The organism is Pseudomonas sp. ChxA (assembly GCF_030263855.1).
GTDB lineage: Bacteria > Pseudomonadota > Gammaproteobacteria > Pseudomonadales > Pseudomonadaceae > Aquipseudomonas > Aquipseudomonas fluorescens_CB.
Map to the genome: position 1 here is coordinate 407,712 of NZ_JARPMK010000005.1, position 24,809 is coordinate 432,520.

General features: G+C 52.5%; 27 protein-coding genes. 4 read left to right on the forward strand and 23 right to left on the reverse strand.

All coding sequences use genetic code 11. The features are described from left to right. Positions 1–7 precede the first annotated feature (7 nt). From P5706_RS36780 to P5706_RS36880, 21 genes are all read right to left on the reverse strand, one after another. A complete protein-coding gene (locus tag P5706_RS36780) occupies positions 8–805 on the reverse strand; it encodes an SEL1-like repeat protein (protein WP_078466109.1) in 798 nt (265 codons plus the stop codon). After that, positions 774–1,463 carry a lysozyme family protein gene (locus P5706_RS36785; RefSeq protein ID WP_285685582.1) on the reverse strand — a complete coding sequence of 230 codons (690 nt, stop codon included), beginning with the start codon at positions 1,461–1,463 and terminating at the stop codon, positions 774–776. The genes P5706_RS36780 and P5706_RS36785 overlap by 32 nt, the downstream gene beginning before the upstream one ends. Then, positions 1,460–2,119: a hypothetical protein gene (locus P5706_RS36790; protein ID WP_011923001.1), complete on the reverse strand. Its 660-nt coding sequence runs from the start codon at positions 2,117–2,119 to the stop codon at positions 1,460–1,462. The genes P5706_RS36785 and P5706_RS36790 overlap by 4 nt, the downstream gene beginning before the upstream one ends. Continuing rightward, positions 2,100–3,422, reverse strand: coding sequence for a hypothetical protein (locus P5706_RS36795; RefSeq protein WP_153045995.1), 1,323 nt, complete (start codon positions 3,420–3,422; stop codon positions 2,100–2,102). Before P5706_RS36795 ends, P5706_RS36790 begins: the two co-directional genes overlap by 20 nt. Then, positions 3,419–3,796, reverse strand: a complete 378-nt coding sequence (locus P5706_RS36800) for a hypothetical protein (RefSeq protein WP_078466112.1) — start codon at positions 3,794–3,796, stop codon at positions 3,419–3,421. The genes P5706_RS36795 and P5706_RS36800 overlap by 4 nt, the downstream gene beginning before the upstream one ends. Next, positions 3,780–6,662, reverse strand: coding sequence for a VirB4 family type IV secretion system protein (locus tag P5706_RS36805; protein ID WP_078466113.1), 2,883 nt, complete (start codon positions 6,660–6,662; stop codon positions 3,780–3,782). The genes P5706_RS36800 and P5706_RS36805 overlap by 17 nt, the downstream gene beginning before the upstream one ends. Continuing rightward, positions 6,655–7,131: a hypothetical protein gene (locus P5706_RS36810; protein ID WP_078466114.1), complete on the reverse strand. Its 477-nt coding sequence runs from the start codon at positions 7,129–7,131 to the stop codon at positions 6,655–6,657. Before P5706_RS36810 ends, P5706_RS36805 begins: the two co-directional genes overlap by 8 nt. Beyond that, positions 7,119–7,442 (reverse strand): TraV family lipoprotein, encoded by a 324-nt coding sequence (locus tag P5706_RS36815; protein ID WP_078466163.1) that lies wholly within the window; start codon positions 7,440–7,442, stop codon positions 7,119–7,121. The genes P5706_RS36810 and P5706_RS36815 overlap by 13 nt, the downstream gene beginning before the upstream one ends. A gap of 88 nt (positions 7,443–7,530) precedes the next feature. Next, positions 7,531–9,111 carry a conjugal transfer protein TraB gene (locus P5706_RS36820; protein WP_078466115.1) on the reverse strand — a complete coding sequence of 527 codons (1,581 nt, stop codon included), beginning with the start codon at positions 9,109–9,111 and terminating at the stop codon, positions 7,531–7,533. After that, positions 9,108–9,902 (reverse strand): hypothetical protein, encoded by a 795-nt coding sequence (locus P5706_RS36825; protein ID WP_078466116.1) that lies wholly within the window; start codon positions 9,900–9,902, stop codon positions 9,108–9,110. The genes P5706_RS36820 and P5706_RS36825 overlap by 4 nt, the downstream gene beginning before the upstream one ends. Continuing rightward, complete coding sequence (locus P5706_RS36830) at positions 9,899–10,531, reverse strand: hypothetical protein (protein ID WP_011922994.1); 633 nt, start codon at positions 10,529–10,531, stop codon at positions 9,899–9,901. The genes P5706_RS36825 and P5706_RS36830 overlap by 4 nt, the downstream gene beginning before the upstream one ends. Positions 10,532–10,533: 2 nt before the next feature. After that, on the reverse strand, positions 10,534–10,917 hold the full coding sequence (locus P5706_RS36835; RefSeq protein ID WP_078466117.1) for a hypothetical protein: 384 nt from the start codon (positions 10,915–10,917) through the stop codon (positions 10,534–10,536). A gap of 15 nt (positions 10,918–10,932) precedes the next feature. After that, on the reverse strand, positions 10,933–11,262 hold the full coding sequence (locus P5706_RS36840) for a hypothetical protein (RefSeq protein ID WP_153045996.1): 330 nt from the start codon (positions 11,260–11,262) through the stop codon (positions 10,933–10,935). Positions 11,263–11,320: 58 nt separating this feature from the next. Continuing rightward, positions 11,321–11,671: a hypothetical protein gene (locus P5706_RS36845; RefSeq protein ID WP_078466119.1), complete on the reverse strand. Its 351-nt coding sequence runs from the start codon at positions 11,669–11,671 to the stop codon at positions 11,321–11,323. A 91-nt stretch (positions 11,672–11,762) separates the two neighbouring features. After that, the gene (locus P5706_RS36850; RefSeq protein WP_011922991.1) at positions 11,763–12,104 is read right to left on the reverse strand and encodes a hypothetical protein; all 342 of its coding nucleotides are present in this window, start codon (positions 12,102–12,104) and stop codon (positions 11,763–11,765) included. Positions 12,105–12,143: 39 nt separating this feature from the next. Beyond that, positions 12,144–13,946 (reverse strand): type IV secretory system conjugative DNA transfer family protein, encoded by a 1,803-nt coding sequence (locus P5706_RS36855; protein WP_078466120.1) that lies wholly within the window; start codon positions 13,944–13,946, stop codon positions 12,144–12,146. 100 nt (positions 13,947–14,046) lie between these two features. Then, a complete protein-coding gene (locus tag P5706_RS36860) occupies positions 14,047–16,263 on the reverse strand; it encodes a helix-hairpin-helix domain-containing protein (protein WP_228759038.1) in 2,217 nt (738 codons plus the stop codon). A 2-nt stretch (positions 16,264–16,265) separates the two neighbouring features. Further along, positions 16,266–16,760: a hypothetical protein gene (locus P5706_RS36865; RefSeq protein WP_078466122.1), complete on the reverse strand. Its 495-nt coding sequence runs from the start codon at positions 16,758–16,760 to the stop codon at positions 16,266–16,268. A gap of 1,003 nt (positions 16,761–17,763) precedes the next feature. Next, positions 17,764–18,036 carry an HU family DNA-binding protein gene (locus P5706_RS36870; protein ID WP_078466164.1) on the reverse strand — a complete coding sequence of 91 codons (273 nt, stop codon included), beginning with the start codon at positions 18,034–18,036 and terminating at the stop codon, positions 17,764–17,766. Positions 18,037–18,122: 86 nt separating this feature from the next. Then, on the reverse strand, positions 18,123–18,452 hold the full coding sequence (locus P5706_RS36875; RefSeq protein WP_011922985.1) for a hypothetical protein: 330 nt from the start codon (positions 18,450–18,452) through the stop codon (positions 18,123–18,125). A 33-nt stretch (positions 18,453–18,485) separates the two neighbouring features. After that, positions 18,486–18,842 (reverse strand): hypothetical protein, encoded by a 357-nt coding sequence (locus P5706_RS36880; protein ID WP_078466124.1) that lies wholly within the window; start codon positions 18,840–18,842, stop codon positions 18,486–18,488. Between the two features lie 148 nt (positions 18,843–18,990). Here P5706_RS36880 and P5706_RS36885 point away from each other — a divergent pair, with 148 nt between their 5' ends. The 4 genes from P5706_RS36885 to rnhB all read left to right on the forward strand — a co-directional run bounded on the left by P5706_RS36885 (position 18,991) and on the right by rnhB (position 22,071). Next, positions 18,991–19,407, forward strand: coding sequence for a TraR/DksA family transcriptional regulator (locus P5706_RS36885; protein WP_078466125.1), 417 nt, complete (start codon positions 18,991–18,993; stop codon positions 19,405–19,407). A 177-nt stretch (positions 19,408–19,584) separates the two neighbouring features. Beyond that, positions 19,585–20,073, forward strand: a complete 489-nt coding sequence (locus tag P5706_RS36890; protein ID WP_078466126.1) for a hypothetical protein — start codon at positions 19,585–19,587, stop codon at positions 20,071–20,073. 688 nt (positions 20,074–20,761) lie between these two features. Further along, positions 20,762–21,418 carry an SMI1/KNR4 family protein gene (locus P5706_RS36895; protein WP_078466127.1) on the forward strand — a complete coding sequence of 219 codons (657 nt, stop codon included), beginning with the start codon at positions 20,762–20,764 and terminating at the stop codon, positions 21,416–21,418. A 26-nt stretch (positions 21,419–21,444) separates the two neighbouring features. Beyond that, positions 21,445–22,071: a ribonuclease HII gene (gene rnhB / locus P5706_RS36900; RefSeq protein WP_011922979.1), complete on the forward strand. Its 627-nt coding sequence runs from the start codon at positions 21,445–21,447 to the stop codon at positions 22,069–22,071. Between the two features lie 242 nt (positions 22,072–22,313). Here the strand turns inward: rnhB and P5706_RS36905 are convergent, their stop codons facing one another. Together P5706_RS36905 and P5706_RS36910 are read right to left on the reverse strand one after the other, a co-directional pair. Further along, positions 22,314–22,775 carry a hypothetical protein gene (locus tag P5706_RS36905; protein ID WP_078466128.1) on the reverse strand — a complete coding sequence of 154 codons (462 nt, stop codon included), beginning with the start codon at positions 22,773–22,775 and terminating at the stop codon, positions 22,314–22,316. 89 nt (positions 22,776–22,864) lie between these two features. Next, positions 22,865–24,808 (reverse strand): helix-hairpin-helix domain-containing protein, encoded by a 1,944-nt coding sequence (locus P5706_RS36910; protein WP_078466129.1) that lies wholly within the window; start codon positions 24,806–24,808, stop codon positions 22,865–22,867. Between the last annotated feature and the right edge of the window lies 1 nt (position 24,809).

A 24,809-nucleotide genomic window follows, 5' to 3' on the forward strand; every position in this document is an offset into this window, starting at 1 on the left:
ACTTTCCTTACCTAAGAACAGCAGACAGTTCGGTGATTACAGACTGAGCATTGCTCAATATTTTTGGTTGTCCATTTTGAGGGACTAGCACGATAGCTGGAGTTGAGCGGACACCATATTTCAGTGCTTCAGAGCCGTTCATATCAGGTCGGAATCCGGTCAACGGAAGATTTCCCGATGCTGGAGTAAAAACACGTCGAGGATTCCAGTTAGCTTGATCAATTAATACATAATATTGAAAGTCAACCTTTTCCCCAAATCGGGCTTTAGCATCGTTTGATATCTTCACTAACTCTGCAACATTGCTTGCATTTTCGGTGATGAACATCTTTATGGTTGCAACCGGTTCAACCAATCGTTGGTCGCCAACAAACCGACCGATTTGTGACTGCATGCGCGCGTATGCTTGTTTTGCGCCCTCAATATCTTTCGGTACTGGAACACCGCTTGCACCGCCAATTGTTGGTGTTTGACCACGCTGGCCAAGCATTCCCTGGACCTGAGATAGCATTGCAGCACTACCCTTATGTCCTCGATCAGCTGCAGCTTTAAAAAAAGTAGCTGCTCGCTCCAGATTATTCGGATATTCGGGAGATCTCAGCATTAGATCACCAAGGTGATACATGGCAATAATGTTGCCTTTCTTGGCCTCAGGAAAAAGGATGTCCCATGCTTTCTGTTTTTCGCCTTTTAGAATAGCCATGATGCCTTCGCCGACTCTTTGGTCGGTAGTGGGCTCAATAACGCTGGCCATTACATTGGTTGAAATGAAGCTAGCGAGCAGCAGCCATAGATACGGTCGCAAGTCGTTTCTCCTCGTTGTACTTTGGTATGAAATATTCGAGATATTTCTTGCGGTAAACCGGGGTTGCTGAGTGGTAATAGCCAACGGCCTCGATCTCTTTCTTGTGCTTCTTTTTAAGTTCTGCAATACGAGTCGCTGCGAATTCAAGGTTGTAATGCGGATCAAACCATGTCTGAACAGTCGCAATTCCTTGACCGTTCCAACGGTAATTAACTTGAGCAATCCCTATATCTGTATTTATTAGTCTTAGTGCTCGAACCCGCACCTCTCCTTTGTTGACCACTTTGCTGTCATCTACCCGCAAAATCAGTCGACCTGAATCTCGAATGCTTTTCGCATAAGAATTCGCACTAGCCTGAGAGGTGAAGAACCGGCGGAACCGCTCTCCTTTCAAGGAGATGGCTTTGACCATCCAAGGTGCTTTGGTTAGTGACCAGAGCACTCTTACTGCGGTTTCTTTATCTTGGTAGCGGAAAGGTTCTCCATCAGCGTTGAAAGTCCATGGGTTTTTGTTTGACTCATGCGCTGCTATCGCACGCAGCACGATTGGATCAACGCCGTGGTTTCGAGCTGCACGATCAATCATCGAGTCATAAGGTGAGCAGATTGCATTAGCAGCGTTAAGTGCCAGTGCAAGCGCGACAATGGATCGAATCACACCCGTACTCCGTCGATGGTATGGAAACTGTGTTTCTGCAACCAAGCGATGGTTCTGGCGCGCTCCGGAAAGCTTCGATCAAGACGCCTGAAAAGGGGAGGATGGGGGTCTTCAGGGCTTGTACCCAATTGCTCGTGGAGCATTTCGTGATGGGTCACATATTTGACAACGCACCTGGGGGCATCATGACCTAAGGACTTACTCAAGCCTTGATGAATCAGGATGACCTTCTGGCCATCAATCACTTCCGTACTTCCGGCTGGTACGAACAGAGTGTCGGTGCTAACGCGGTTGATGCGTCGGGCAATTTTGTCCCAGTCAGCTACACGTAGCTTTTGAAGGACCTTGATGTAGAGCTTGGATGCTTCTTCATGATTTATAGCAACGAACGGCTCAAGCGCGCTCTTGGCAGCTACATAGTCCTGCTTTACGAACAGAACTACTGCGGCCTCCAGGGCACATAGCTGGGCCTGAGTTAGATCGCCTGGATGTAGCTTGGGTTCGTCTGCCTCGCTTGCGCTGGGAATTCCCCAGCGCACGGGGACATGGTTAGGTGCACGGAAATGACACTCTGAGACCTCAGCAGCTAGTCGCGCCAAAAACAGCTCGTCAGCGCTGCTGATCTGCTCATGAATGTTAAATCGACGGGCACCCATTTGGAGAACTCCAGAACTTATGGACTACTTGGCCATCCGAGTTCTGCAAATCGAGACGATCACCGGTGATTGCAACGCGATATCCATCGAGGAAATCGCCTTGGCCCACCATATTCTCCGCGCCGGCATCGACTACGAACGCATGAGCTACGCACGTGGTGCAATTACGCGCTGGTGGTGCTACTGCTTTCACGCAGAGTTTTGGTCTCGAGACAACCTTCGCCACTGGCGGTACAGCCTTGGTGGGCGATCGTTGTGCAACGCGGGCCGAGTGCTTAGGGTTGTGAGCTACAGCAGGTTTGGCTTGGGCAGGCTTGATGTTGCTACCTGGTTTCTTTGCCAATTGATCTTTGAGGGACTTGATTTCATTGTCCTTCTGAGCAAGCTGAGCTTTCATCTTCGTCACATCAGCCGCGTCTTTCTGCAGACTCGGTTTCTGACTACTATCCGGGTTTTGGAGTGAAGTGCTACCCAAAACAGGGTCATGTTTTTCAGCTGAAAGTGAGGCTAGTTTAGGGGGTGTTTCTCCCCCCACAGGCATCTCACCAAATGGTGAGCCCGAACCAGCAGTGATTGGTTCCGGCGCTACCTCTGGAGCAGCGGCGAATGGGCTGTTTGCTCCGCTTGGCAAAGGAAGCTGTTCCTTCGGCTGTGAGGCTGTTGCTCCAATTTCAAGAGGTGGTGGCTCATTGGCTAGCTGGGCAGGAAAGCCAAAACCGTCAGCAGGTATTGACCCTGAATCTTGCGCTGAAACAGTCTTGCCGCTAGCAACCAACGGCTTCTGCAATTGTCCGTCCAGCTGCAATTCGTCCAGTGTTTTTCCAATCGCCGGATCAACAACTGCTTGCTCGCCAAGTGCGGTAGGTAACCCGGCAGTCAAACCACCATCATGCATTTGTGGCAGCGATGGCTTGTCTTCATGCGCACTCGCATCGGCCGTGGACGGATGTGTTTCTGGAGGTGATTGATGAATCGCAACCGGTGTGAAAATACCGTTTTTAGCCATAACACCAAGGGCGACAACCACGGCCCCAAGCACGAGCTTTTTCTTTAACGACATCTTCTTTGGATCTGGCTTTGCTGGTACAGCCTGGTCCTGTGGGTCAATGAGGAGCGGATCGTTGTAATCGTCGATGTGCGGGCGTGGGGCGTCCTGAGATTCAATGACCTCAACGTTATCAGCGTCTGCGTCGGTGCCTGCGTCTCGTCGAGGCTTCTTCGTGCTTGCCGCAATAGTTGCTGCACCGCTTTTGATCTTGCCGATCAGATCGCCGAGACCGCCTGGTTTGTTTTGTTCACTCATTTTTCTGATCCGAGCAGGGGAAGGTAAGTAGGCGCCTCTTCGGAGAAGCGGCCTGGGGCAATTTGTACGCATTCTTCGTGTTCGGGTGACAACATCCCATTGACGACACGTGCGGGGATTTTCACTCCGCATTGAACTAGTGGGGCATCCCAAGTGAAGCGCTCGCGAGCCCGCATCTTTCCTTTCATGTCCGTTAGTACCTGGCTCACTCCTTCGGAGTAAGCGCGGCGCTCGAGTTCAGTATTCGGTGCGTACATTTCTTTGACTGGCTTGGTTTCGGTGTCAACGATCGTTTCGCGAGGTTCGTATTTATCAGTGCACCCAGCCGTGACGGCGATGCATAGAAGGGCGGCAGCCTTAAACAACTTGGCCATAACGTGCTCCGTATGGGTGAGTTTTTGATAGGTCGATGATTGCTTGCTGGCGGGCGACCGACGATTCAATTCTTTGCTCGTTTACGATTGCTTCAGTCCTAAGCTCTCGCATCCGGTAATCATCAGGGTGCGAGCTTGCAATCCACAAAGTCATCGGGGCTGAAAAGAGTCTAAATACACCTGAGTAATAGAGGCTCTGGCTGGTCCGCATCCTGTAGAACACCTCTGAATACATCGGAGGCAGCGAGGCTAGAGAGCGCCACAGATCGATTTCTTCGTCGGTGAATGCGAGTTCTTCTTTGGCAACTCTGTAGTCAGACTCCGAGCAGGCAAGGAAAAAGTAATGACTAGTGTTCTCGAGAATTCCGTCTTGCGAGTCGCCACCACCGCTCGTCTCTGCTTTGATCAGGTTCACAAAGTCTTTAACCGTCTGGCTTATCAGCAAGCAACCAGCACCATAACGGCGCAACTCACGATAAAAACTGGACAAGGCTTTTGCGGCGTTCGGATCGGACAGTGTTGCCCAGGCCTCATCGACAGCAACCACCTTTTTACGGCTGCGATCGAGCTTGAACTTGCAGTACAAGTCGATTTGGCGGAATAGAGCCAATGTCACAATGCCAAGCGCAGGGGACTTCGACATGCGCTGTGTTTCAAGTACCGTAAAATCGTTTTCCCAATCAACATCCAAGTAGCCATCGAAAATGGCGGCGAACGGACCAGTGCCGTAGTACAGCGTCAGGTTCTGTGCGAGAACCTCACCTTTCTGCTCATGGAAATTTGTCTTGATCAGGTGAGGGATGAAGTCCCTGAAGCGCGGCTCATCCATAGGCCGCGTCTCAACCCAGTCACGATAAAACTCCTCAAGTGCTTGGTATAGGAGAGATGAAGTCACCTTGGTTAGATTGGACTTGGTGGACCCTGAGCCGTCCCCGGCCTCCATCATCATGATCAGCATCCGTGCGACGAAGAAAATCTCGTCAAGCTCGGGCTTCACATTGCGATTATTCTCATCACGCTTGAGGGCAAATGGATTAATACAGATTGGGTCAATTGTGCGGCCGGAGACGGGCTCAACAAACCGCTCGGTCGTGAGGCGGACGTAATTACCATTCAACACCAGACAAAGGCTTTCGTACGAATCACCTTTGTCAATGATCCAGACCTTCGGTCTGTATTTCACCCTCAGGGCCATCAACAAATTGTTGAAAGTAAATGACTTACCTGAGCCTGTGGTCCCGCAGATCAACGAGTGAGCTGTGTTGACGCTGTTACCCCAAAGGTCCAAGAAGATCGGCTGACCAGCACGATTGTTCATCAGGATCGCAGGGTCGGGTACTCCTTGGTACTCAACAAACATTGGGGCCATGTGCGAAACGCTCTCCGTCAGGTGAGGAATGCTTCGCTTCAGCAGTTTCATGCTGGTCTGGCGGAAATTAAATGGCATGCTGTTACGGACCACAGCATCCCCACGCAATACTTCTTTGTGACCGATACGCCACAGCCGACGCTCAAGCGACATGGCTTGGTCGTCAATGATCTCTTTGTTGAATCCCATCAGATTGATGTGAACAGACAGGTCGAAAAACTGCTCCCGGTTGCTCGCGTTCTCTGAGGACACCTTGCTCCTTACAGCATCAAGGTCGCTACGCTGCCGTTCACGGGTTTCTTTGTCCCCTACGCGCATCGACTCCTTAGCCGCGATCATTCGACCGCGGATAGCTAGCCGGCTGGTCACGACAACAGCGCGTGGAACGCTCCAGTTCATTGTGATTAGACTTTCGGATTCAATCCCAGCCATGGCTACCTGGAGCATGCCAGGTGCGCTGCGAATCGGCTTGCCCATAACGGACACAGGACGGATGTAGTACGGGACGCCGCGGTCGTGAATTGTCCAGCCGTTAGGCTCCGTTTCTACATGCGCAAAGGTAGCTGTCGCAGCAAGGTTATCCCGGGTTTCAACGATGTCTGGATTATCCAGCGCATCAAGTATTGGTATGTCAGCCCTGTACTTCGGTGGCTCGATTTCAAAGCTCCGGACAGGGTTCATCAGCCCATAGTGAAGGTTGATGTAGCCTTGACCAGTCAAAACCTCAGGTTGGAAGCCATAGGTAGCCAGTGCTTGTTCGATCTCAGTGCAATACTGACCAAAAATCTTAGCGTGCCCGTTATAGGCACGCTCAGCCATTTTGTTTGCGTCTGCTAGCCCTACCGAAGCTAGCGCTGCTTTGACGGTAGTGTCAAAAAACTTCCCGAAAATGTATTCAGGCTGCCACATGAACACGATGTAGAAATCGTTTACGAAGGGGAAGCGGCCTTCCCGTACCTCGCGCTTGATTGCTTCAGACGCAGTTGCCCGGACATCTTCATCAGTCTCGTCCTGCTCAAGATCCGCAAGAGCATCGTCCTGCATCTTTTTCAGAGTGGCCGCAGTGGCATCGCCGAAGAATCCATTGGCCGATGTCGCAGCCGAAAACTGCCGGTCCATTATGGAGTGGGCGATTGCGGCGGCGAACTCACCGGCTTCAGGGTCAATCTGATCTTGATAGAGCCCCATGATCTGGCGGATGTCGCGATGTGTATGTCGCAGAAACTGCCCGGTGCTTCCCGCTGGATACTTGTTCAGAACGTCCGAGAAACTGCCGGTCACATCAAACAACATGTCGTTGTTGAACATGGACGCATCCACACCGGAAATCTTCCAAATCTTTGCGAACCGACCATCCAGCGTATGGAAATAGCGACCTTGCTGCTCGTATAGGAAGGCATCGGACAGCAGTTGAATTGGCATGCCGCCTTGATAGTTGCGACGACCCAGGCCAGCTAGCTCAGAGTCGTATAGGTGCAGATCAGACTTTTTAGCCATTCGTTGATACCTTCTGTGTTGCAGTAATCAGTCGCGATTCGGGGTAAACAGTGATGCGTGCTGAACTGACCCGGGAAACGTATTCAGCAATGTCACGAAGCGAATTCGGTGATGTGTTGATCAGCACGATTTCGTTCTGGTTTATCGCCGGGTCAAATTCCGTTTCATAACCACTTGCGGCCGAGGCCAAGTTAAGAATTTCACCTAGAGTCAGATTTTGTTTTTTGAAGATCTGAGGCCAAGGAATTTGATCCGGTGGGGGTAGCGGCCGGGTGTCAACTTCGTTGGGTTTCGTAAAGATTCTTCGATAAAGATCAACGTCGGGTTGGCGAACGGTGAGGTCCTGGCCTCTCCCTAGGATCTGCTTCTCGTAATACTCACGAATGGCATCTTTGTGGTATTGCGTGATCCCTTCGGCTTGAGCAATTGGGGCAAGTAAAAACAGTAGGCTCAGGATTAGTTTGCCCATCCCGCTTCCTCCATGATCACGTAGTCCCAGCGACCGCCATGCTTCACGCCTGTGCGCTTGTCGGCATATGGCACTACCCATACAGGTGCAACGACATCTGGATTTCGGATTGGATAGTAGGGATCGCTTGAACCAAGTTCAGGCCTGGCGCGCAACCCTTCACGCAGCAACCGGACAGTGTCAGCGCCACCAGAGGAGTTAACCGTGTCGTAGATCTGATCCATGGTTGCACTGTTCCGGAACGGTTCTTCATCAGTTGCGCAGCCGGTGAGGGCCATTGCCAAGAAGGAAAGAAGAATCAGCTTCTGCATGGTCTTTGGCTCACTCTTGTCACGTACGAGATTTGCACGCCGTGTAGCTGGAAGGCGGATTTGGATTGAAGTCATAGTGCTGGCCGCCTTAGATCAGGGTGTCGTACATCGAGGCGTCGATGTCGAATGGTTCGAGGGGTTTCACAACACGGATTGGCTGGTCAGTCACAAAGCGCAGTCTGATGCCCGGCTCGACTTGAATGGTGTCGACAGCAGCATCTGCTTCAGCTTCAAATCGCTCGCTGATCTTCTGGAACATCGAACCAATACCCTGGGCAACTGCTGCTTTTGTTGCGTCGCCTGTCAGTTGGCTCGTAGCACTCGAAGTGCCGTTTTGTGTAGAGCTGGTGTTGGTGAATTCCGCTGAACTCAAAGTTGTTGCATAAGCGGCTGCGGCTGCGGATGCGGCTTGCAGAGCCAGGGTTCGACCTGAAGCTTTGTCGAGCCGTCCATACACGTCTTGTTCGTTGTCCCGCATGTCTACGACGTACCCAGTTGCCGCTACCATCTGCGCTCCGCCCGAAGCATCCCAGTAGCTCAATTGCTCAATGCGGATAAGTGCTCGGCCAGTAGAAGACGAAGAGGTTCTCCGGCCCGAGCAAAGACCCATAAGGTGGGCAGTACCAATGTCGCGCTCTACGCCATTCGGTCCGTGAAATATCCCGTGAACTGGAAGAACAACTGGGCGGGCTGGGATCTTTGAAGAGTCTGAAGCGCCCGGGGCGTTAGCGCCGATAGGGCAGCTGACGCCGTGCAAAGTTGTGACCTCAACAAAGGAAAAAGCCTCGACGGTGTAGGTATCTTGAGCTTTCTTCTTCGCGGCAGCCTCTTCCGCAGTTAACCCGGCTGGCTGAGCAGCAGGTTGGCCTGAGCTTTGAAACGCTTGGTTGTTCTGCTGGGCAGTGTTGGGTTTGCCATATACGTCATTGAACTGAGCGTTCAGGTTTTCGTTGTTGGTCTGTCCTGTTTGGTTGCTTGGGGTCGGCGCAGACATGTCATTGAAAAGGGATGTTTCTGACTGCGTGCCTGGGCCACCACCACTCTTACCCTGGAAGCTCGATTGAGTCTGCGCCTGAGTTTGAACTGGCGGGGCAAGCAGAATGTAGTTAGGACCGTATTGGCTTGTTACCGGTGTTGTCATTGTCGACGGCAGTGCGGCAGGACCCAAATCAAGGTCTCCGTCGAACGATAAGCCACCCGATGGAACTTTTAGACCCTGAACACCCGGCATGTCAGGAATCGTATTTGTGGTTTTGTCCTTTGCATTAATAGCGGCGTACAGGTCGTCAACGCCTTTCTTTTGAAGGTCGGCGATCTTCTCGCTCAACGCCCTCGTTTGGGCATTGTTTTGCTGTTGCATCTCACGCAATTGCTGATCGCGGACTTTATCCGCTTTGATCCGCTCAGCTTCCCCGCGATTAGCGTCGGCTTGCATGGCCTCAAGTTGCTTGCGGAACTGTGTGAGTGCCGCATCTTTGTCTTGGGCAGTGATTTGATTGACGCCTGCAGGGCCCGCCTCAATTGCTACCGGCGTCGACTTACCAGTAACAGGCGCAGTGCTTGAACTGTCCGACCACTTGCCGAAGAGGAACATGGCGCCACCAACGGCAGCGAAGATCCAAAGAAGCTTTTTGTTAGGTCCTGATGGTCTCGGATTCGAATCACTCATTTGCTCTTCTCCGATACGATGAAGAGCAATCCACGATGTGAATCACCGTAGACTTCAGATATATATTCGGGGGATGGACCTAAAATGTGAGAAGTCGGTAGCATCGCTACCTGGCGAGCCGTTCCGATTGAGTCCACCACTGCCTTGTTTGAGTAGTCGATCTGGTCGATTGCAAGCTTGAATGCAGTGCGGCCACGATTAACCACCTCGTAGGTGGTGCCGACATATGTTGGTCCGATAACTTGGGATTGGAGTGAAAACTCGACAGAACCCTGGCGGAAAACAACACGTTGCTCTTTAGTGAGCTTTGAAAAGTTATTTTTACGGTACCCATTTGGAACTGTTCCATCGAACAGGTAGTTCATTAGTCCCTTGACGCGACCTTTACCATCCTTTGCCAGCTGGGAGCGATCAACTGGTGCTTGATGCGAAATCGTCACCAAGCTATCTGCGCAGCCAGGGCGGGCTATCAAATTGACTTGATAGGATTGACCAGAAGGACCATCTACAGTTACTAGGCCAACGTATTGCCCGTCTGTAGTATTGAAGGCTAATTTGTTTTTTATCGGCGTTGGGAACAGCTCAAGGCCAACAGGTTGTTCACGGTTCACACCCAAAAGATATGTTTCGGGAAAAACTACCTCGGCCCGTTGGTTGTCGTTCGAAATATAAACATCAATTGGTGAATTTTCATAAATAACTGAACGTGGGGAACGGTTGCATTCCTCATCAGCAAAAACGGGTGAAGCAAAGGCTACGGCAACCATCGCAGCCAGAATTGTTTTTTTCACTGAGCAATCTCCTGAGTTTGCAGATCGTCAGCGACGATGGCCCACTCGAAGTATTTCGACTGTTTGACAGGTTTCATCAGAATTCGGACGTTGAACTTGGCCTTGCCGAAGACAGTATTTAGCGTCGCGCGGTAGCGCAGCGCCTGGAAGGTCACAATATAACCTTGGGGTGTAGTTTCAATTTTATACGGCGAAGTTCGAACAAAAACCTGGGTAATCTGTTGCTCAGATGATTGCTTTGCAACCAACTTAAGAGTCTCTTCCTGAACAGCGCGGAACCGAGGCGACATTAGACGCAAGGCTTCATTTGCATTGCTAAACGAAGAGTCCGGCGTGAAGTTATAAAAATTGTCAAGAAAGACAGAAGTAAAAGCGATGATGTGCCGCTCAGGAACTTCATTTTCGCTTACGAATACACCCTCTGCGTTCGGGTATCCGTACATGACCCGCTGGCCCTGTAGTTCAACGTTCACATCCTGAAGATGATTGTTCCAGTTAATAAGGTACACAATGACCCCTGTCAGGATCACAGTGACTGCAATGAATGCAACGTTGATTCTGCTTGCCCTCAACTCACCCCGACCGAGCAGGTTGAAGTATCCAAGCGGTACGCCGTATTTGTCGCTCATTCTTAAGGCTCGTATCGGTTGCAATAGGTAGGGGAGGGGAGCAGGCCAACCTCTAACCAAAGGTTGGTTAGGAATCTGTTGAGTGCCCGAGCAACCTTTCTGACAGCTGGGTACATCGTCGCCAGGTCGCCGCTTTCAAGTTGACCCATAACAATGCTCAGTCGCAAAACCATGTGACCTGGAGGTGTATTTGCAGTAAGCCGTTTGTAGAGCCACAAACAGAAGCAGCCCACAGCAAACGCATAAAAGGGGTCGTCCATGATGTTGTTCGCGATCGCCATCGGGATCATCCAAAACAAGAGGTCCTCTTTCTCTACTCCGCCAAAATTCAGCGGGGAAGTTGCGTACGCGTAAGTGTCGCTTTCTGTTGTGGTTCTAAGGTGCATGGCTTATCTCGTTACCTAGGTCGTAGCGAAGTTGGTGAAACCAGCCCATGTAGCTACTTGGGTGATCGCTTTTTCGCCGAATAGGCAAATGAGGAACACGCAGACAGGGATCCACCACCACTTACCACCAAGGAAAAAGATGGAGAACAATAGGCAGCCGATTGAGAGCCACAGCCCCCACCCTGCTGCGGATTTCCACCAGCCTTGAAGGCTGGTGTTCGTGTTTTTTGTCAGGGACGCATCTGGGCCAAATTGACCGTTCCAGGCTGTACCGTCGGCTGCATGAGCCATCTCAGGTATCAGAAATAGAGCAGCAACAGCGAGCAGCAGAAACAAGCTGGCCATGAACCGCCTCATTTCCTCCATGCGTACGTTATGGGTGATTCCAGTGACGGTCATCGTCTCAATCTCCGAGTCGAGGTGGGGTAGTAAAGAACTGCCCATCAGGTGTTAGCTCCTGATACCGAAGGCGTTTCTTCTCCGGGCGCAGGACAACGTTGATGGTTTCTTCCACGGGCCTGACCTGGCTCAACATTCGAACCAGATCCAGTCCAGGAAGGGGGTGGGAGGCCTCGGCTTTTTTCAGTTCATCTTGAGCAAGGCGCAGTGCCTGAGCAGCGCTCGCGAGGTGCTCAATTGCGATCTGATACTTCGGATCGCGCTGGTCGATGACGTATGAATCGCTCGCATACTCAGAAGCCACAGCGTTAAACGCAGAGACTGAAATGCAGATGGCTAGAAAGACGGCTTTCATGAGGGTTCTCCTTTCACTAAATAGTGGAAAGGGAGTGCCCCATTTCGGGATGTTTTCCAAAAAAAAACCCGGATTGCCCGGGTTTTTTCAATCAGTCGCGACGTGTACGGCCGGCAAGGGCAATGATCCAGCGGCGAGAACGGTGAAACATCGCTAGCAGGAGTCTGCCGAAGAATTTGAAGAGGTCGGCTGTGAGCAACGTCAGGACGTTCTGTACAAAGGTGAACACCATGCGGAAAACACCACTCACAACCAGGCTTGTCACTCCTCGTGTCGCCGGGAAGGCAAGACCCAGCCCGATAATGAACAGCACAATTCCGATGTAGCCCCAGATCCCTGCGCGCTGGATGTGGAATTCCATAAGGTTCAAGACCCACTCTACAATCCCCTCCAGGCTGTAGTCCCAGTTCTTGATCCGTTCAAGCCATGTCATAGAAACCCCCTTAAAAGATTCTGCATGCGAAATGTTTTGTCAGACGTCGCCCAGAAGCCTGCGGTTGAAATCGGTAAAGTCTTTCCAGGCATTGATGCCTGCCCGCCCGCGGGAATGTCGTCGCGTCAGTTTCATATCTCGGAAATGTACGTTCGGGAAACTGCTGCGGACCATTGGCATTCGAACCCTGTAGGTACCAGATTTTGCGATGATAATTCCGTCGCCCTGGTCGAGGGTTTGGAAGTCATCAGGCTGAAGTAGGTCTTCACGGGTCGCCTTAGCACCTACACTGGAACTCGCTCCCGTGTTTTCATTTGAGATGAGGCCTGACTGCTCTGTGCTATGGCTGGCACCGGAGCTAGTGGCGGAAGTCTCCTGCTCAAATTTCCTGAGGGTTGTGCCGGCAAGTTTGCAAGCGAAGGCTCTTGTTTCAGCATCCCTGATGTCGCAGTAGACGTGAGTCCAACAGTTACCCAGCACCATCTCCACGAATGGTGCAGATTTTTGCTGAAGGAAGCCGACACCCTGGAAAGCAATGATGATTGGTACGTTTGCACTTCGAGCAAGCTGGAAAAGGGTGATCTGACCTTCCTCCGCGAACGAACCATATTCGTCAAAGATCGCTGGGCAGATCATTAAAGGTTTCAGCTTAAGAAGCTGGATCTCACCGATAGCACGGGCCAGGTCGGAGATGAATAGCTTGCCCATCAGCTCAACACCGTCTTTGTCGGCGAGAGCCGACATGGACAGCACAACCACCTCGCCATTGAGGATGGCGTCTTTCAGGTCAACATCAGGGCTATAGGTGTTAACAATGCGTGAGTATTCTGAATGCGCGAAGGCAGAAAGTTTTGAGATAGCGCCCTGCAGCATGGTCTTGAAGCTTTTACGATTCCACTCCTGTTTTTCTTCGTCGTACCAGTAGCGGAGGTAGGAAAATAGGAACTCTTTCCCGTCCTTGTGAGCATCTGAGTCAGACTCTCGAATCGATTTCACGTATCGCAGGAGGATATTGAAATCAGAGAGGACTGCGATTAGATCCTTAATGTGGAATGCAGGCTCACCAGGTTGAAGCTTCATGCATAGGATTGCTGCAGACAGTGAGTAGCGGTTTACGTCAGTCCAGAACTCCTCTTTTGACGCGGCTTGCATCTTCATCGCTGTCGATAGGGTGGCGCGAACGCCGCCGGCGAAGAATGGGTTGTAAGTGTGGCTGATCTCTGGGAACTCGAAGGATATGAGCTTGAACTGGTCCAGCCTGCCAGCGGCTTCCATCATTGCGTAGATTGCACCCGACAAATCAGAATCAGCCTTGGCCTCGACCAGCAGTAGGCCTGCCCCTTTTTTGATTTGTTGTTGGGCGATTGCGAGGATGAGTTCGGTCTTCCCGGTCCCGGTCGCGGCGAGCAGCGCCATATGCCTTGTCATGATGTCGTCTGACAGCATGAAGGGGATCATTCCGGGGTATGCCTCGATTAGCGACTGACGCACATCGTCGGCGCTTGCGATACCCTTCGCGTTTGAGACCGCATCTACACGTTCCTTCCATTCCACCCATGGCATGGTTTTGCCTAAGAAGGTTGAGCGCTGGAAGTCGCAATCGGGTATGTCAGTCTGTGTGTAGCTACGGTCCCAAACCAACGGAGTCACTGCCTCCTTGTCCTTCCGATCAAGGTACAGAGTCCATACAGCACAGCCCACAGCAATGCCGATTGCGAGTGGCAGAGGCACAAAAGGGATTGCAGCTCCTACAAGCGGGAGACTCAACGCAACATTGCGGGCCTGCTGTGTTTTCAGCTTCGCCCGTTCCTGTGCCTCGAGTCGTGCAGATCTGATCGCCATGTACTGTTATCCCGCGTGCTGGAGTGTGAATTGTGGAATGAGCTCAGGCTGAGTTGTACTCACCCCATGCATGAGGGGACCCGGCCAGTAGGAGGTCGCATTACTTCTGCGGCGGGTCAATTTGATCGCCATCGGTGGCCATCCATTTCGAGAGTGATGACCTCACCCGTGTGGGCTCATCGCCAGGAAATGAATCTGCAATACCGTCTAGCTCGCCTACCAAAATCAATGATCTTTTTGCACTGTTCAGGAGGGTCGAGAGAAGTTCGGCATTGAACAGCCCCATGTGCTCCTTGAGCACGATCAGGATTACAAACTCGTAAACTCGACCGCGCGCAAATTTTGGTGTCAGTACACCGCCGTGAAAGATGTTGAGATTCCGCTTGAGGTCGATCACCGCTGAGTTTCCCGAGCGGGGCGTGGCAAGCATTCTTTCGCCAGAAAGTTCAGTGGCCTCGAAAATAGAGAAGGCAGGGTGTTCCAAAGAGAGAGCCTGGTGCACTAACACAGGCATGCCCTTAAACAATGCTCGTCCATGAAAGTCGACCGGGTCATCCTTACCAACGAATTCATGGGCGATCGAACGAGTAAGCCAGGAAACTGCATCAGTACCTGGGACCTCTGCGTGCTGGCGCGCCACGACAGGTTTGATGTCGTGCAATGGGGATATTTGGCATGAGCCAGACAGCTCACGGAGCAGCACATTCACCACATCAGGAATGCTCTCTCGTGGCGTATTGAGCCAACTGATGGGCTTGCTAGGATCAAAACTGTCATCAGGCTTAATCGATCCCGACCACACGTCCTTTGCTGCTTTTCGCTGTTCAGTACGGGCCGGCAGCCAGAAACTGGCGATGAATGTTCGAATTTCTGGCACTTTGGCCATCTCATCAAAGGGTTGGCCGATTGTTTGCGACGGGAGATCCTTGGGGGCCCCAAGCATGAAAACTCGGCCAGCTTCAGGCATGGCTTCGAGCAGATAGTGAATTTCTTCTACCCCCATAGAATCAGTGCCAACCACTACGACCACGTCGGTTGGTATAGGGCTGGCCCGGTTCTGTTGTGGGACACCTGTCACCGGGTCGAGCCCAATCAACTCCGCATAGCTGACTACCGGGGCCTCATCCCCCAGAGTCAGTTGAAGCTCGGTCACCATTTCCTTGGAAGATGCAGTGATGAGTGCGTCTGTTCCGAAAGCATTCAGGAATAGCTGTATGCCCTGGACGATGGTCAATTGATCGTGAAGGGTCTCGCACTGGACAAGAGCTAAGCGCTCAGCCATCAAGTGGCATAGACCCATTGAAAGAGTCTTCGTGGCGGGGGCACCAAGTTTCAGAGGGCGGAGCAGTTTGATGCCCATTTCCTCGCTCGGAACCAGATCCTCTAGCTCGGCCGCGGTCAGCCTTGTCCAGCCGATCGCCTTTTCAACTAGAGACTTTTCGATCTCATATAGGTTGTACAGCTGTAGTCTGCGTTCTTCTGCGCGAGCTACCTTTGCCCGCCTCAATTCGGTCACACCCTCTTTGATTAGTGGATAGAGCACTGCGCGGTCGAGCTTGAGTAATTTGGACACGGCGTCGACTAGGGGGACGCCCTCGATGTAGCTATGGCCCAACCAAGCTTCCTTGCGAAGCACGGCAACGATTGCGCCCTTGACTGCGGACACAGTGTCGTTAGTGACTCGGAAGCGCTTAGCGAGAGATTGGGCTGTCGAGAACAGCATGTCGTCAAAGTGGACATACAGGAGGTATGGGTCTTCACGCAGCACAAGGTTCAAGTCAGTCATGTACCCCAGGCGGCGCTGCAGGGTGGCCAGCTTCTCTGGAGGAATGCCTTCAAGGTCTATCTGCGCCAAAGCTAACTGATGGGAACGCTCTGTTGCCCACGTCGTCCCGAGAAGCTCAGCATCGCTTTCTGAAACGCCCGCTTCCGTCAGCCGAGAGGGTGCTCGCTCGAGAATGTCGATGAGATTCTCGCCGAAGTGCTGAACAGCCTTGTTAGTTGCAGCAATAGCAACCCTGTTCTGAGTCAGGCTCGTCAAGTACCGCGGAAGGGTTTCTAGAGCTTTCGGTGGCATAGACGAAAACGATGCAGTATCGAAATCCCCGCCCGGAATGTCTGGGCTCCATTTCCCGTAGAGGATGAACTCCTCATACAGGATGGGTTGCCCGAAGCTTCCTGTCGCCTGGAAGGTCGTCCCGTCCTCTCTGCGGAAGGTACCGATCCCCCAAGGGCCGTGTGGGTCACGATATTGAATTGAACTTAGAATTGCTTGCTCACGCACCAGCCCTTCGACTGCTTCGGGTACACGTTCCATATTCATCCCTGTTCGAAAGCCCGGCCGCTGTTAGCGATGCGAGAGGCGCGACGGACACGACATAAGGGCCGCATGGTCACAATCATTGCTGCCTTTCGGATGGCTTTTGGCGACTCGTCGAGATGGCTTGGATATTTATAGGTGAGGGCGACCAGATGGTCATAGAGGGCAACAAGATCGACTGCTCGCAATAAGTCGTCCCAGTAGATCATCCCGTCCGGGTAAGCGGGCTCAGGTTCATACCCGTCAAAAAGCCCGTCAGTGGGCAAGCCGGCGTATTTATCAGCGATCGCCTGTACTTTCTTGAGGGCGGCATCGACACCACTGGTGAACAGTGTGGCTGCCGACTTACGTTGTCGAATCGATTTGCACGAGAAAACAGTGCTCGATCCGTCGTGGAGAAATTTGCGGAGCGTTCCCCGCTTGAGAGTGCCGTATACAACCGGGTACGTCTCGGAAATCAGGGATTTAGCTTCTTGGGTATGAATTGGTTGCATTGAAGGCCTCAAGGTCTTAAACCAATAGTGGCAATGGAGTGCTCCATTTTCGGCCTTTCAATGCAAAAAATCTTAAATCTAATCGCCACGCATACGATTCCGAGGCCTGAACTAGCTCTTCCTATGGCTAATTCCCACTTCGCTTCCCGCACACGCAAGGTCGAGTAATCGAACAGCTGCACGCTCGAAACTGTGTCGGGTCGGTTTCGTCAGGGAACTCATTTAGGATTTTGTCGCTGATGTGTACCACTCGACTATAGGAATCAGGCGGCCCGAAAAATGGGTGGCGACATGCGTCCTCTACCTTCTCGTCGTAATCCAAGCCAGCAGTGTCTACGCCGGCGGAGAGGATGACATCTGTTACAGACATCTTGCGCGATGAGGACTTGCCTTCTGATCGGCGCCATGCAGCCTGGAGCCGCGCACTGAGCTCTGCGCCGTTGAGTTCGGCCCAGCTGTCCAGGGACACGTAGAAGGCGTAGTCATGTGACGGGTTCACGATTGCAATTCGTGTCTCGACCAAAGACAGACGTGGTGAACCGTCCTTAAAGATTCGCCCAGGCCTTACGTCATTGCACTGGACCAGGAGATCAGCTTGAAGCTCGAATGTTTGACCAACTGATGTGACCATGAACATTGCAAATGGTACCGCTGGAAATCCCCGAACTGGGCGCAGGTCAACCCGATGGATGATTGATCCCTTAGGTAGGACAAGCAGGCTAAGTGGGCCCTCTTTCTCCAGTATGGGTACCGGGTGCCGAAGGAAAGGCCCTATATAGTCGATGCTTTTTAGACCCTGCTGCTCCATGTATTCCGCTGCAAGAGCTGCCTGCCCTAACATCCAGTCTTTGCCCTCAGGGCTGGTGTCAGCAAGATGCGAGTTCGGATCGATAGACCCATTTCGAAGGGTGTCTATTGTGTACATTTCATCGCTTCACATTTCGGGGCTGAGAAAGCAAAACGCCCCGTGGGGTACGGGGCGTTTGCTCACATCGGGTTCGATTTAGGCAATCGCGTCTTTCAGCGATTTGCCGGCAGCGAAGTGAGGTTTTTTTGCGGCCGCGATTGTAATGGGAGCACCAGTCGACGGGTTACGACCTTGACGTTCAGCAGTCTGTTTGACGCTGAAATTGCCAAAGCCCACGAACGATACGGCGTCACCCTTGCGCAACGTGTCAGTGATGGTTTCCAGGACTGCGTCAACGGCGCGCTGAGTGTCAGCTTTGGTAAGACCCGACTTCTCAGCGACGGCGTCTACAAATTCACTTTTATTCAATTTCATTCTCCAGCGTGGGTTGTCAGTGAAAGCACGAGTATAACGAGGGGCTTGCACATGACGAATTCAAAAGCACCATCCCAAAATCATGGGGTGAAAATAATCTTGGCGACTGCTCCAGTGATAAATCCTGCAGCAACTATCAGGCACTTCAGGGCCGTATCAGGGTGGCCTGAGCGCTTAAGCATGAGGCTGCCGAAAGTTGCAATCGGCAGTAGCAACAGCGCCCATAACATCTGAGGGGAAGCCATTTTTTCAAGCCAGTTGGAGCCCTGGGCTACATTCGAGCCGATGATGTCTGCAAAAATAAAGGCAGCAAGCGCCAGGCTGGCAAGCGTGAGCAAGAACCGATTGTGTGTGTAGCTGAATCGTCCAAGCTGAATGTCGCCGGTTGGATTCTTGGTGTTGTTTGCCATGGAAAACCTCCAGATTCAGCATAGATAAGCAGATTACATTGATCCTGCCAACTGGCGGGCTGACTCAGCTGACTTGAGAAGGAGTGCTGGTAGGGCGCCAGCGTCCTCCAGGTCGCAATCTACCGAGAATGCCTCAAAAGCCTGTTCCGCGGCCGAGGCGAATGCACTGATCGAATCAACCAAGTCCAGCATCGCTTGCTCATCGCACGACGCTGCTATCGGCAGCAGGCTTACCAAGCCATCAACGTGAACAGTGGTATCCCAGCCTTGGACTTGAGCACCACTCCGGCTCTGGAGCAGGAAGCTCATCTTGTCTTTGAGGTTGTGTGAAGCAGCTCCGTATGTGGCATCGAAGTGGTCCGATCCGGATTTGCGGGATTCAATTGCCATGGTGATCTCCTGTGGTAGTGGATGCCAACATAACGTTGATGAGGGTTCTAACAAGGGAGGAATTTCCTGCTAGCGTTCCGGGTTGCAAACCGGTTGCCCGGCGTTACCCTGAGATATTCCTTTAATTCGATACAATTGGAGTCCTCTTATGGTTATAGACGCAGCTGCATTGCTAGCCCAGCCCACCGACAACTACATGGACGCTGTCCAGCTTCAGTTCTTCAAGCAGCTTTTGCTTTCGAAACAAAGCGAGCTGACCGCGCGGATCGTAGGGCATGAGGAAGCGGTTTCTGTAACTGAAAAAGTCGCTGACTCATCAGATGCGGGCACTATCGAAGAGAACCGCGGGCTTCTGATGCGCATCCTGAAGGGGGAGCGCGCCGAAGCTATGGCTATCAAGGCTGCGCTGGTTCGCATCGAAGAAGATGCTTACGGTTGGTGCGATGACTCTGGAGAGCCTATCGGGCTTAAACGCCTACTCAACAACCCGACCGCATCTCGTACCACTGAAGCTCAGACTCGTTTCGAGCGTCTGGGCAAGCATGTCCGAGCAGAAGCAGTGTGAGCTATGAGGCCGGCGCCGTTTTGCAGCTCTCTTCCGATTGTGCGTAGACAGGTCCTCGATCTAGCTAGGCTAGGAAGTCTATCTGGTGTTGGCCCATCTCAATGGATACGCTTTGAACAGCCTGTTGTCTGGCTACGCGAGGCTACCGCTCAAGTTGTTTTTGAGCACGGTGGCCGTGTGTTGGAGACCGGTGCTTCTTACGTAGATTGTGGCGATTACCTTTCATCCCTCTACAGCGCCATCGAGTCTGCAAAGCATGAGTGCGAGGTCTACGAAGTCAGTGCTGATTCGAGCCTGATTGTTCGTGTGGCTGTGTCGATCCTCAATATACCAGTTGTCGCCTGTCCAACACCCTTGGATGCCTTTCCTGTTGGGAGTTACTTCCAAAAGGCCGAGAGTGAGGAGGGCGCCTGGTTCCACTTCGCAGAAGCTGATATGCGAGCGGTAGCAGAATCCAAATCTTCCATTGAGCGTGATACCGCTTGGCAGGCTCTCAGGCGATTGGCATCCGTCGAGGTAGAAGTTCCAGAAGGTCTCTGGACTAGCCGTAGTGGAGCTTCTTGCCTCTCTGATACTCACCTTGTGGATCAGTATGTCCACCAGCAGCGGAACGCAGTTCAAGCATTGATTGCTGAAGCTCAGATCACCGCTCTCCGGGCTGGCTAATTAACCGTGCTGAACGCAGCGCTTAACCAAACCGACTCCAACTTCTGAAAAGAAATGCCGCGGCCTCGAAGGGCGGCATTTTCGATTCAAAAGGCTCGGTTAGCTTCGTGGTGCATCTGGACGTGGCGGAGGCGCACCCTCGCCGCCAGGCCGGCCCTGGGGGTGGCCGGGGATTGCTACTAAGCGCCCATCGAGTAGCTGGCAAACCCCGACGAACTCTTTTCCACCTTCTTGGGAAAACTCTACGATTTCGCCAGGCTGAAGGCCGTCACAGGCCTGATACGCCACATCCGGCGGCAGCTTCGGAGGAGGGCGATGTTCTTGTGGCTCGCTGGCGCTCACAGTTCCTGACGCAATCATCACAGCAGCGGTTAATGCTGCCCAACGAAGTACCTTCATGTTCGTACCTTCTTAAATATGATCACAGCTAAGAGATGCCATGCCCGGCGTTATGGCGGTTAGGAATTTCTTCACCTATGTTGCCGATAATTTTACTGAGATCTCATCCGCGCGCACCCCGAAACGGGGTCGCTAAATCCTTCTTCCCGGAACCTAGGGTGGGGGCTGGTTGTTTTCGCATGCGGAATTTTGCGAATCCTACGCCAGAATTTGCCACCCTGCTTTTCACTTGGTGATGGTCAATAAATCCGTAACCTGTCTGAGTGATGAACACATACAGGAAGCAATAATGCTTGCGGATTTTGAGGACATCGCAGAGGAGATTGGCCTGACAATCCCCGCTGCGCTCGCACAGCTGATCGAACTAGGCGCCCAGCCTTTCAAGCGCGGAGTACCCACGCTGTTCGCCAGCCTTCACGATATAGAACTCATCGACTGCGGTGATGTGGAGCGACTGCTCGGTGACTGGCTTGGCCGTGACAAGCAGCGTGGTGCAGGATTCACATTGCTCCCATTTGCGATGTCATGCGGAGTGGATGCTTATTGCTACGTCCTGTTTGAAGAGGGTGACGAAGGCATCGCTCGAGTAAAGCACGATGAAGAGACCTCAGAGCTTGAGTACCCATCAATTTCGCACTGGATTGCGAGCGAATACATAAGAGCGTTCACCAATCTTGCCGAAATTGGATGCTTTGGTGCAGATGGGGGCGAGCGCCTGCAGAGCGAGCTAGGTCTCTTGGAGCGCATCCTACTGCCCGAACACCTAGAGCTTCTTTTGGGGTTGTTAAGTGCCGATGTAGTGGTCCGCCCATTCCGTGCCGGCCCTAGATCCGCTTTGCTCGAAGTGCCTTCTCTGTTGGGACAAGACCAAGCAGAAACCCTAATCCAATCCCTGGCTTTTGAAAACCCGCTTGAGTTTGACGTACTCCCGGAGTGGGAAGACTGAAATCAACCCGATATCAGGAAAGAACGATGTCTCAATTTAGTTTTGAGTTCGCCGGCAGTGAAGTCGTTGCGGGTGTTGATGAGGTAGGCCGGGGGCCTTTATGTGGGGATGTGGTTACGGCTGCAGTCATTTTAGATCCATCACGGCCAATCCAAGGATTGAATGACTCAAAAAAACTCAGTGAGAAGAAACGTGATCTTCTGTACGACGAAATTTGTGAAAAGGCTCTAGCGTGGTCGATCGGCCGGGCAAGCGTTGAAGAAATCGATCAGCTAAACATATTGCAAGCCACCATGCTGGCCATGCAGCGAGCTGTCTACGGCCTGAATGTTACTCCTACTTTGGTGCTGATTGATGGTAATCGATGCCCAATCCTACCGATGCGAGCAGAGGCCATCATCAAAGGGGACGGGCTGATTGCCGAAATCTCAGCTGCATCAGTGCTTGCCAAAGTCGTCCGTGACAGGGAGATGCAATCGGCAGATCTGCTTTACCCAGGGTATGGGCTCGCAGGGCATAAAGGCTATCCATCCCCGGAACACTTGGAGGCCCTTACCCGATTGGGAGTAACCCCGATACACCGGAAGACATTTGCTCCCGTGCGAAAGATTCTAGCAAGCCTGAATTATGTTGGTGGGAGCGCAGTTAGTTGAGGCAGGTGGCTGACCGTGCAGGCTTGTTCTAATTTCTCAGCAGTGTAGTGGCGCTCTTGATGGGCGTGCTATTGCTGCCGGCCTTTGATAAGGCCGATGTGCCCGCTGTCTTATTGCTAGGAATAGTTTGTGGGGCTATTGGGACAATAGTTTGTGCTGCTTCTGAAGAGCCCAAAGGTTTTATATGGATGGGCAAGCAGGAGAGTAGTAGTGCCCACCCTCCGACCGCTGATGCTTATGGATTAAACTCGACGCCTGAACTTCCTGAATGATCGGTACAGCTCAAAGAAAGCAAAGGTGCCAACGACAATTAAGTACGTCACCTTAATCAGTGCCCCCTGGTGTGCCGCGAGTTGATCGATGCTGACGGACTCCACTGAATGAGACCCGCATACCTTAAGATGGTCCGGCATGCGCGCTGGTTCGATTGGCTTGTCATCGCAACTCTCGATGAGCACCTGCCCCGGGATGACCTTGTTGGTTCCTACGAGCCGCTGGGACATCTCCATGGTCGACAACATCATATATGGAATTTCAGCAAAGCCTCGGCCTTGCATCCCTATCAGCGCGACCATGCAAGCCGAAAGAATCGCAGGGTAGACGACTGCGACTTTGAACACAGTACGGATAGATCGTGAGACAAAAACGAGCTTTGACTCGTACTGGTGTTGCAACAGAAAATCTCGAATTTGAGTTAACTGCATAATGACCTCGCCAGCGAATGAGAAGTTATGATCAGTCCTCGCCTATCCATTCACCAGCCAAAATAGGGCTCCGTTTTTTGGTAACCTGATCAGTTGAGTGCTTTGCAATCAGCCTCAGCTTGTGCAAGCTCATCAGCAGCCTGTTGCACCGTTTTTAGATGTCGGTGTAGCGCCCCTTCGCGCACCTCCGGACCCTGCCTGATATCTTTTAGGCCCTGCACCATCAGAGCAGAAATCTCGACTGCACGCTTCCGCACAGCACTCTTAACTAATTGCGTGTCCGCAGGCGTGATGGCGGTTGCAGGGTTAAACCGAAAATTGCGCGCATGAGAGTCTCGCCAATCCAACAGTACCTGGATAATTCGCTCTCCAAATCCTCTTATCTGCATGATCTTGCGCGCATTGATCTCTGCGGCGGTTTCAATGCCGAACGCTTGCAAAGCTGCTCGCTTAGCGGGCCCAACGCCTGGCAGGACGGCCTTCTCGATGTAAAATCGCTCTAGGTACGCTGTGCGTTGGCGTTGCTCAGCTTTACTGCGAAGGCCTGCGAGATCTTTCTGCTCCCTGATAGCCAAGGTGTCAAACTCAAGCTTGAGCCTGTTTAGCAACTCGCGCTTGGCTGCTACCTGATCAACACCGGAGTCTGCCTTCAGTTCCTTCACTGCATCTTCGTGTCGTTTACGAGCAGCTTCCCTCACAAGGGTTCGACGCTGCTTCTCTTCCGTCTTAGCTTTTGTGCCAAATTGCCCCACGAACAGCCAGGTCATAGCAACGATCACTAGGTATATGAGCGGATACCCACCCACGGCCGACCATATCGCGATCGTAATAGCCGTCAGCGATAAGCTCATGATGTGCTTGGCGGTTGTGCTGAATACTCCAAGCGGCAAAGGATCTGGCTGCGGGCTAGGATTTCTCGCTTGTGGGATTAGCACTGGGGCAAGAACTGGTACTTTGGTTATCGCTGCCCATACTTCACCAATCCTGACTGGGGTACCGTTATTTGCCTCCCCTGGTGCGTAGATGGGTGTGACAGTGAAGTAGGAGACACCCTTGCCATCCATCAAACACCAAGGGCAAGTGCTCAGATGTGACGGAAAGGTGTGGAGCTTTGATTTCGCACATGGCCGGAGCGAGGACCGGAGTTCGTCCAGTGCGACCATCCATTGATGGGCAGTTGGTCGACCTGCCTGTTGGCCTGCCACCGTGAATGTATTCTCAAACATCCCGGCAATTGAGCCTGGCACCGTCGATAGAGGTAGTGCGTTGGGGGGCGGAAGTAGAAGGGATTGGCTGGCGCTATACGCAAACCTGAATTCTGAGATGTTGTCTTCAATCGTTTCGCCGACACCTTCCTTCTGAGGCACGCCGGCGAAAGGGTGCCGACCGCCCATCAAGAGGTGCCAGATGAGCAGACCAAGACCGAAGTTATCATGGTTTGGCGTTCGCACTACTCCGCGGAAACTTTTGCCCTGAAGCTCAGGGGGTGTGTAGGTCCCGACGCCGACTTCGCAGAGGTGCTGGTTAACGCCGTCGCTTAACTGGTACGAGTCGCAGTCAATCAACTTGACCACGGCGGACTGTCCTACATAGAGATTTCCATGGTTTACATCGCCGGCTACAAATCCGCGATCGTGCAGGACGGAAAAAGCAGCTGCGGTGTTTCGAGCAGCGTACACGAGGAAGTCCCAGCCCCTTTGCGGAAACTCCTGCTTTCGCTGTGCCGGGCTATAGAGGGACTGGATCGGCTTCATCCCGCCGACCTTTTGCATCGTAAAACCAACCACGGGCCCGCCGCGGGATTCATGGAGCGTCGCTTGAGGCCAAGCTGCGTACTTCAGTAGTTTTTCATCGTGGACACCCACCATGTAACTGAGCTTGGTTTGTTTATCTCGATCGAGGGGGGCGTGGTACACCTTGGCTACAACATCTCGCGTTCCTTGAAGGGTGAATACCGAGCCTTCGCCACCTTTGCCAAGTACCTCAACAAGTTCACACGGGTTACCGTCCGCTGTATAGAGCCTGCGTGCCATC

What these genes read in the sequence shown, in the direction of transcription:
- P5706_RS36790 (WP_011923001.1), bottom strand. Translation starts at nt 2,119, where the DNA reads ATGGGTGCCCGTCGATTTAACATTCATGAGCAGATCAGCAGCGCTGAC.
- P5706_RS36795 (WP_153045995.1), bottom strand. Translation starts at nt 3,422, where the DNA reads ATGAGTGAACAAAACAAACCAGGCGGTCTCGGCGATCTGATCGGCAAG.
- P5706_RS36800 (WP_078466112.1), bottom strand. Translation starts at nt 3,796, where the DNA reads ATGGCCAAGTTGTTTAAGGCTGCCGCCCTTCTATGCATCGCCGTCACG.
- P5706_RS36805 (WP_078466113.1), bottom strand. Translation starts at nt 6,662, where the DNA reads ATGGCTAAAAAGTCTGATCTGCACCTATACGACTCTGAGCTAGCTGGC.
- P5706_RS36810 (WP_078466114.1), bottom strand. Translation starts at nt 7,131, where the DNA reads ATGGGCAAACTAATCCTGAGCCTACTGTTTTTACTTGCCCCAATTGCT.
- P5706_RS36815 (WP_078466163.1), bottom strand. Translation starts at nt 7,442, where the DNA reads ATGCAGAAGCTGATTCTTCTTTCCTTCTTGGCAATGGCCCTCACCGGC.
- P5706_RS36820 (WP_078466115.1), bottom strand. Translation starts at nt 9,111, where the DNA reads ATGAGTGATTCGAATCCGAGACCATCAGGACCTAACAAAAAGCTTCTT.
- P5706_RS36830 (WP_011922994.1), bottom strand. Translation starts at nt 10,531, where the DNA reads ATGAGCGACAAATACGGCGTACCGCTTGGATACTTCAACCTGCTCGGT.
- P5706_RS36835 (WP_078466117.1), bottom strand. Translation starts at nt 10,917, where the DNA reads ATGCACCTTAGAACCACAACAGAAAGCGACACTTACGCGTACGCAACT.
- P5706_RS36840 (WP_153045996.1), bottom strand. Translation starts at nt 11,262, where the DNA reads ATGGCCAGCTTGTTTCTGCTGCTCGCTGTTGCTGCTCTATTTCTGATA.
- P5706_RS36845 (WP_078466119.1), bottom strand. Translation starts at nt 11,671, where the DNA reads ATGAAAGCCGTCTTTCTAGCCATCTGCATTTCAGTCTCTGCGTTTAAC.
- P5706_RS36850 (WP_011922991.1), bottom strand. Translation starts at nt 12,104, where the DNA reads ATGACATGGCTTGAACGGATCAAGAACTGGGACTACAGCCTGGAGGGG.
- P5706_RS36855 (WP_078466120.1), bottom strand. Translation starts at nt 13,946, where the DNA reads ATGGCGATCAGATCTGCACGACTCGAGGCACAGGAACGGGCGAAGCTG.
- P5706_RS36860 (WP_228759038.1), bottom strand. Translation starts at nt 16,263, where the DNA reads ATGGAACGTGTACCCGAAGCAGTCGAAGGGCTGGTGCGTGAGCAAGCA.
- P5706_RS36865 (WP_078466122.1), bottom strand. Translation starts at nt 16,760, where the DNA reads ATGCAACCAATTCATACCCAAGAAGCTAAATCCCTGATTTCCGAGACG.
- P5706_RS36875 (WP_011922985.1), bottom strand. Translation starts at nt 18,452, where the DNA reads ATGGCAAACAACACCAAGAATCCAACCGGCGACATTCAGCTTGGACGA.
- P5706_RS36880 (WP_078466124.1), bottom strand. Translation starts at nt 18,842, where the DNA reads ATGGCAATTGAATCCCGCAAATCCGGATCGGACCACTTCGATGCCACA.
- P5706_RS36885 (WP_078466125.1), top strand. Translation starts at nt 18,991, where the DNA reads ATGGTTATAGACGCAGCTGCATTGCTAGCCCAGCCCACCGACAACTAC.
- P5706_RS36895 (WP_078466127.1), top strand. Translation starts at nt 20,762, where the DNA reads ATGCTTGCGGATTTTGAGGACATCGCAGAGGAGATTGGCCTGACAATC.
- rnhB (WP_011922979.1), top strand. Translation starts at nt 21,445, where the DNA reads ATGTCTCAATTTAGTTTTGAGTTCGCCGGCAGTGAAGTCGTTGCGGGT.
- P5706_RS36905 (WP_078466128.1), bottom strand. Translation starts at nt 22,775, where the DNA reads ATGCAGTTAACTCAAATTCGAGATTTTCTGTTGCAACACCAGTACGAG.
- P5706_RS36910 (WP_078466129.1), bottom strand. Translation starts at nt 24,808, where the DNA reads ATGGCACGCAGGCTCTATACAGCGGACGGTAACCCGTGTGAACTTGTT.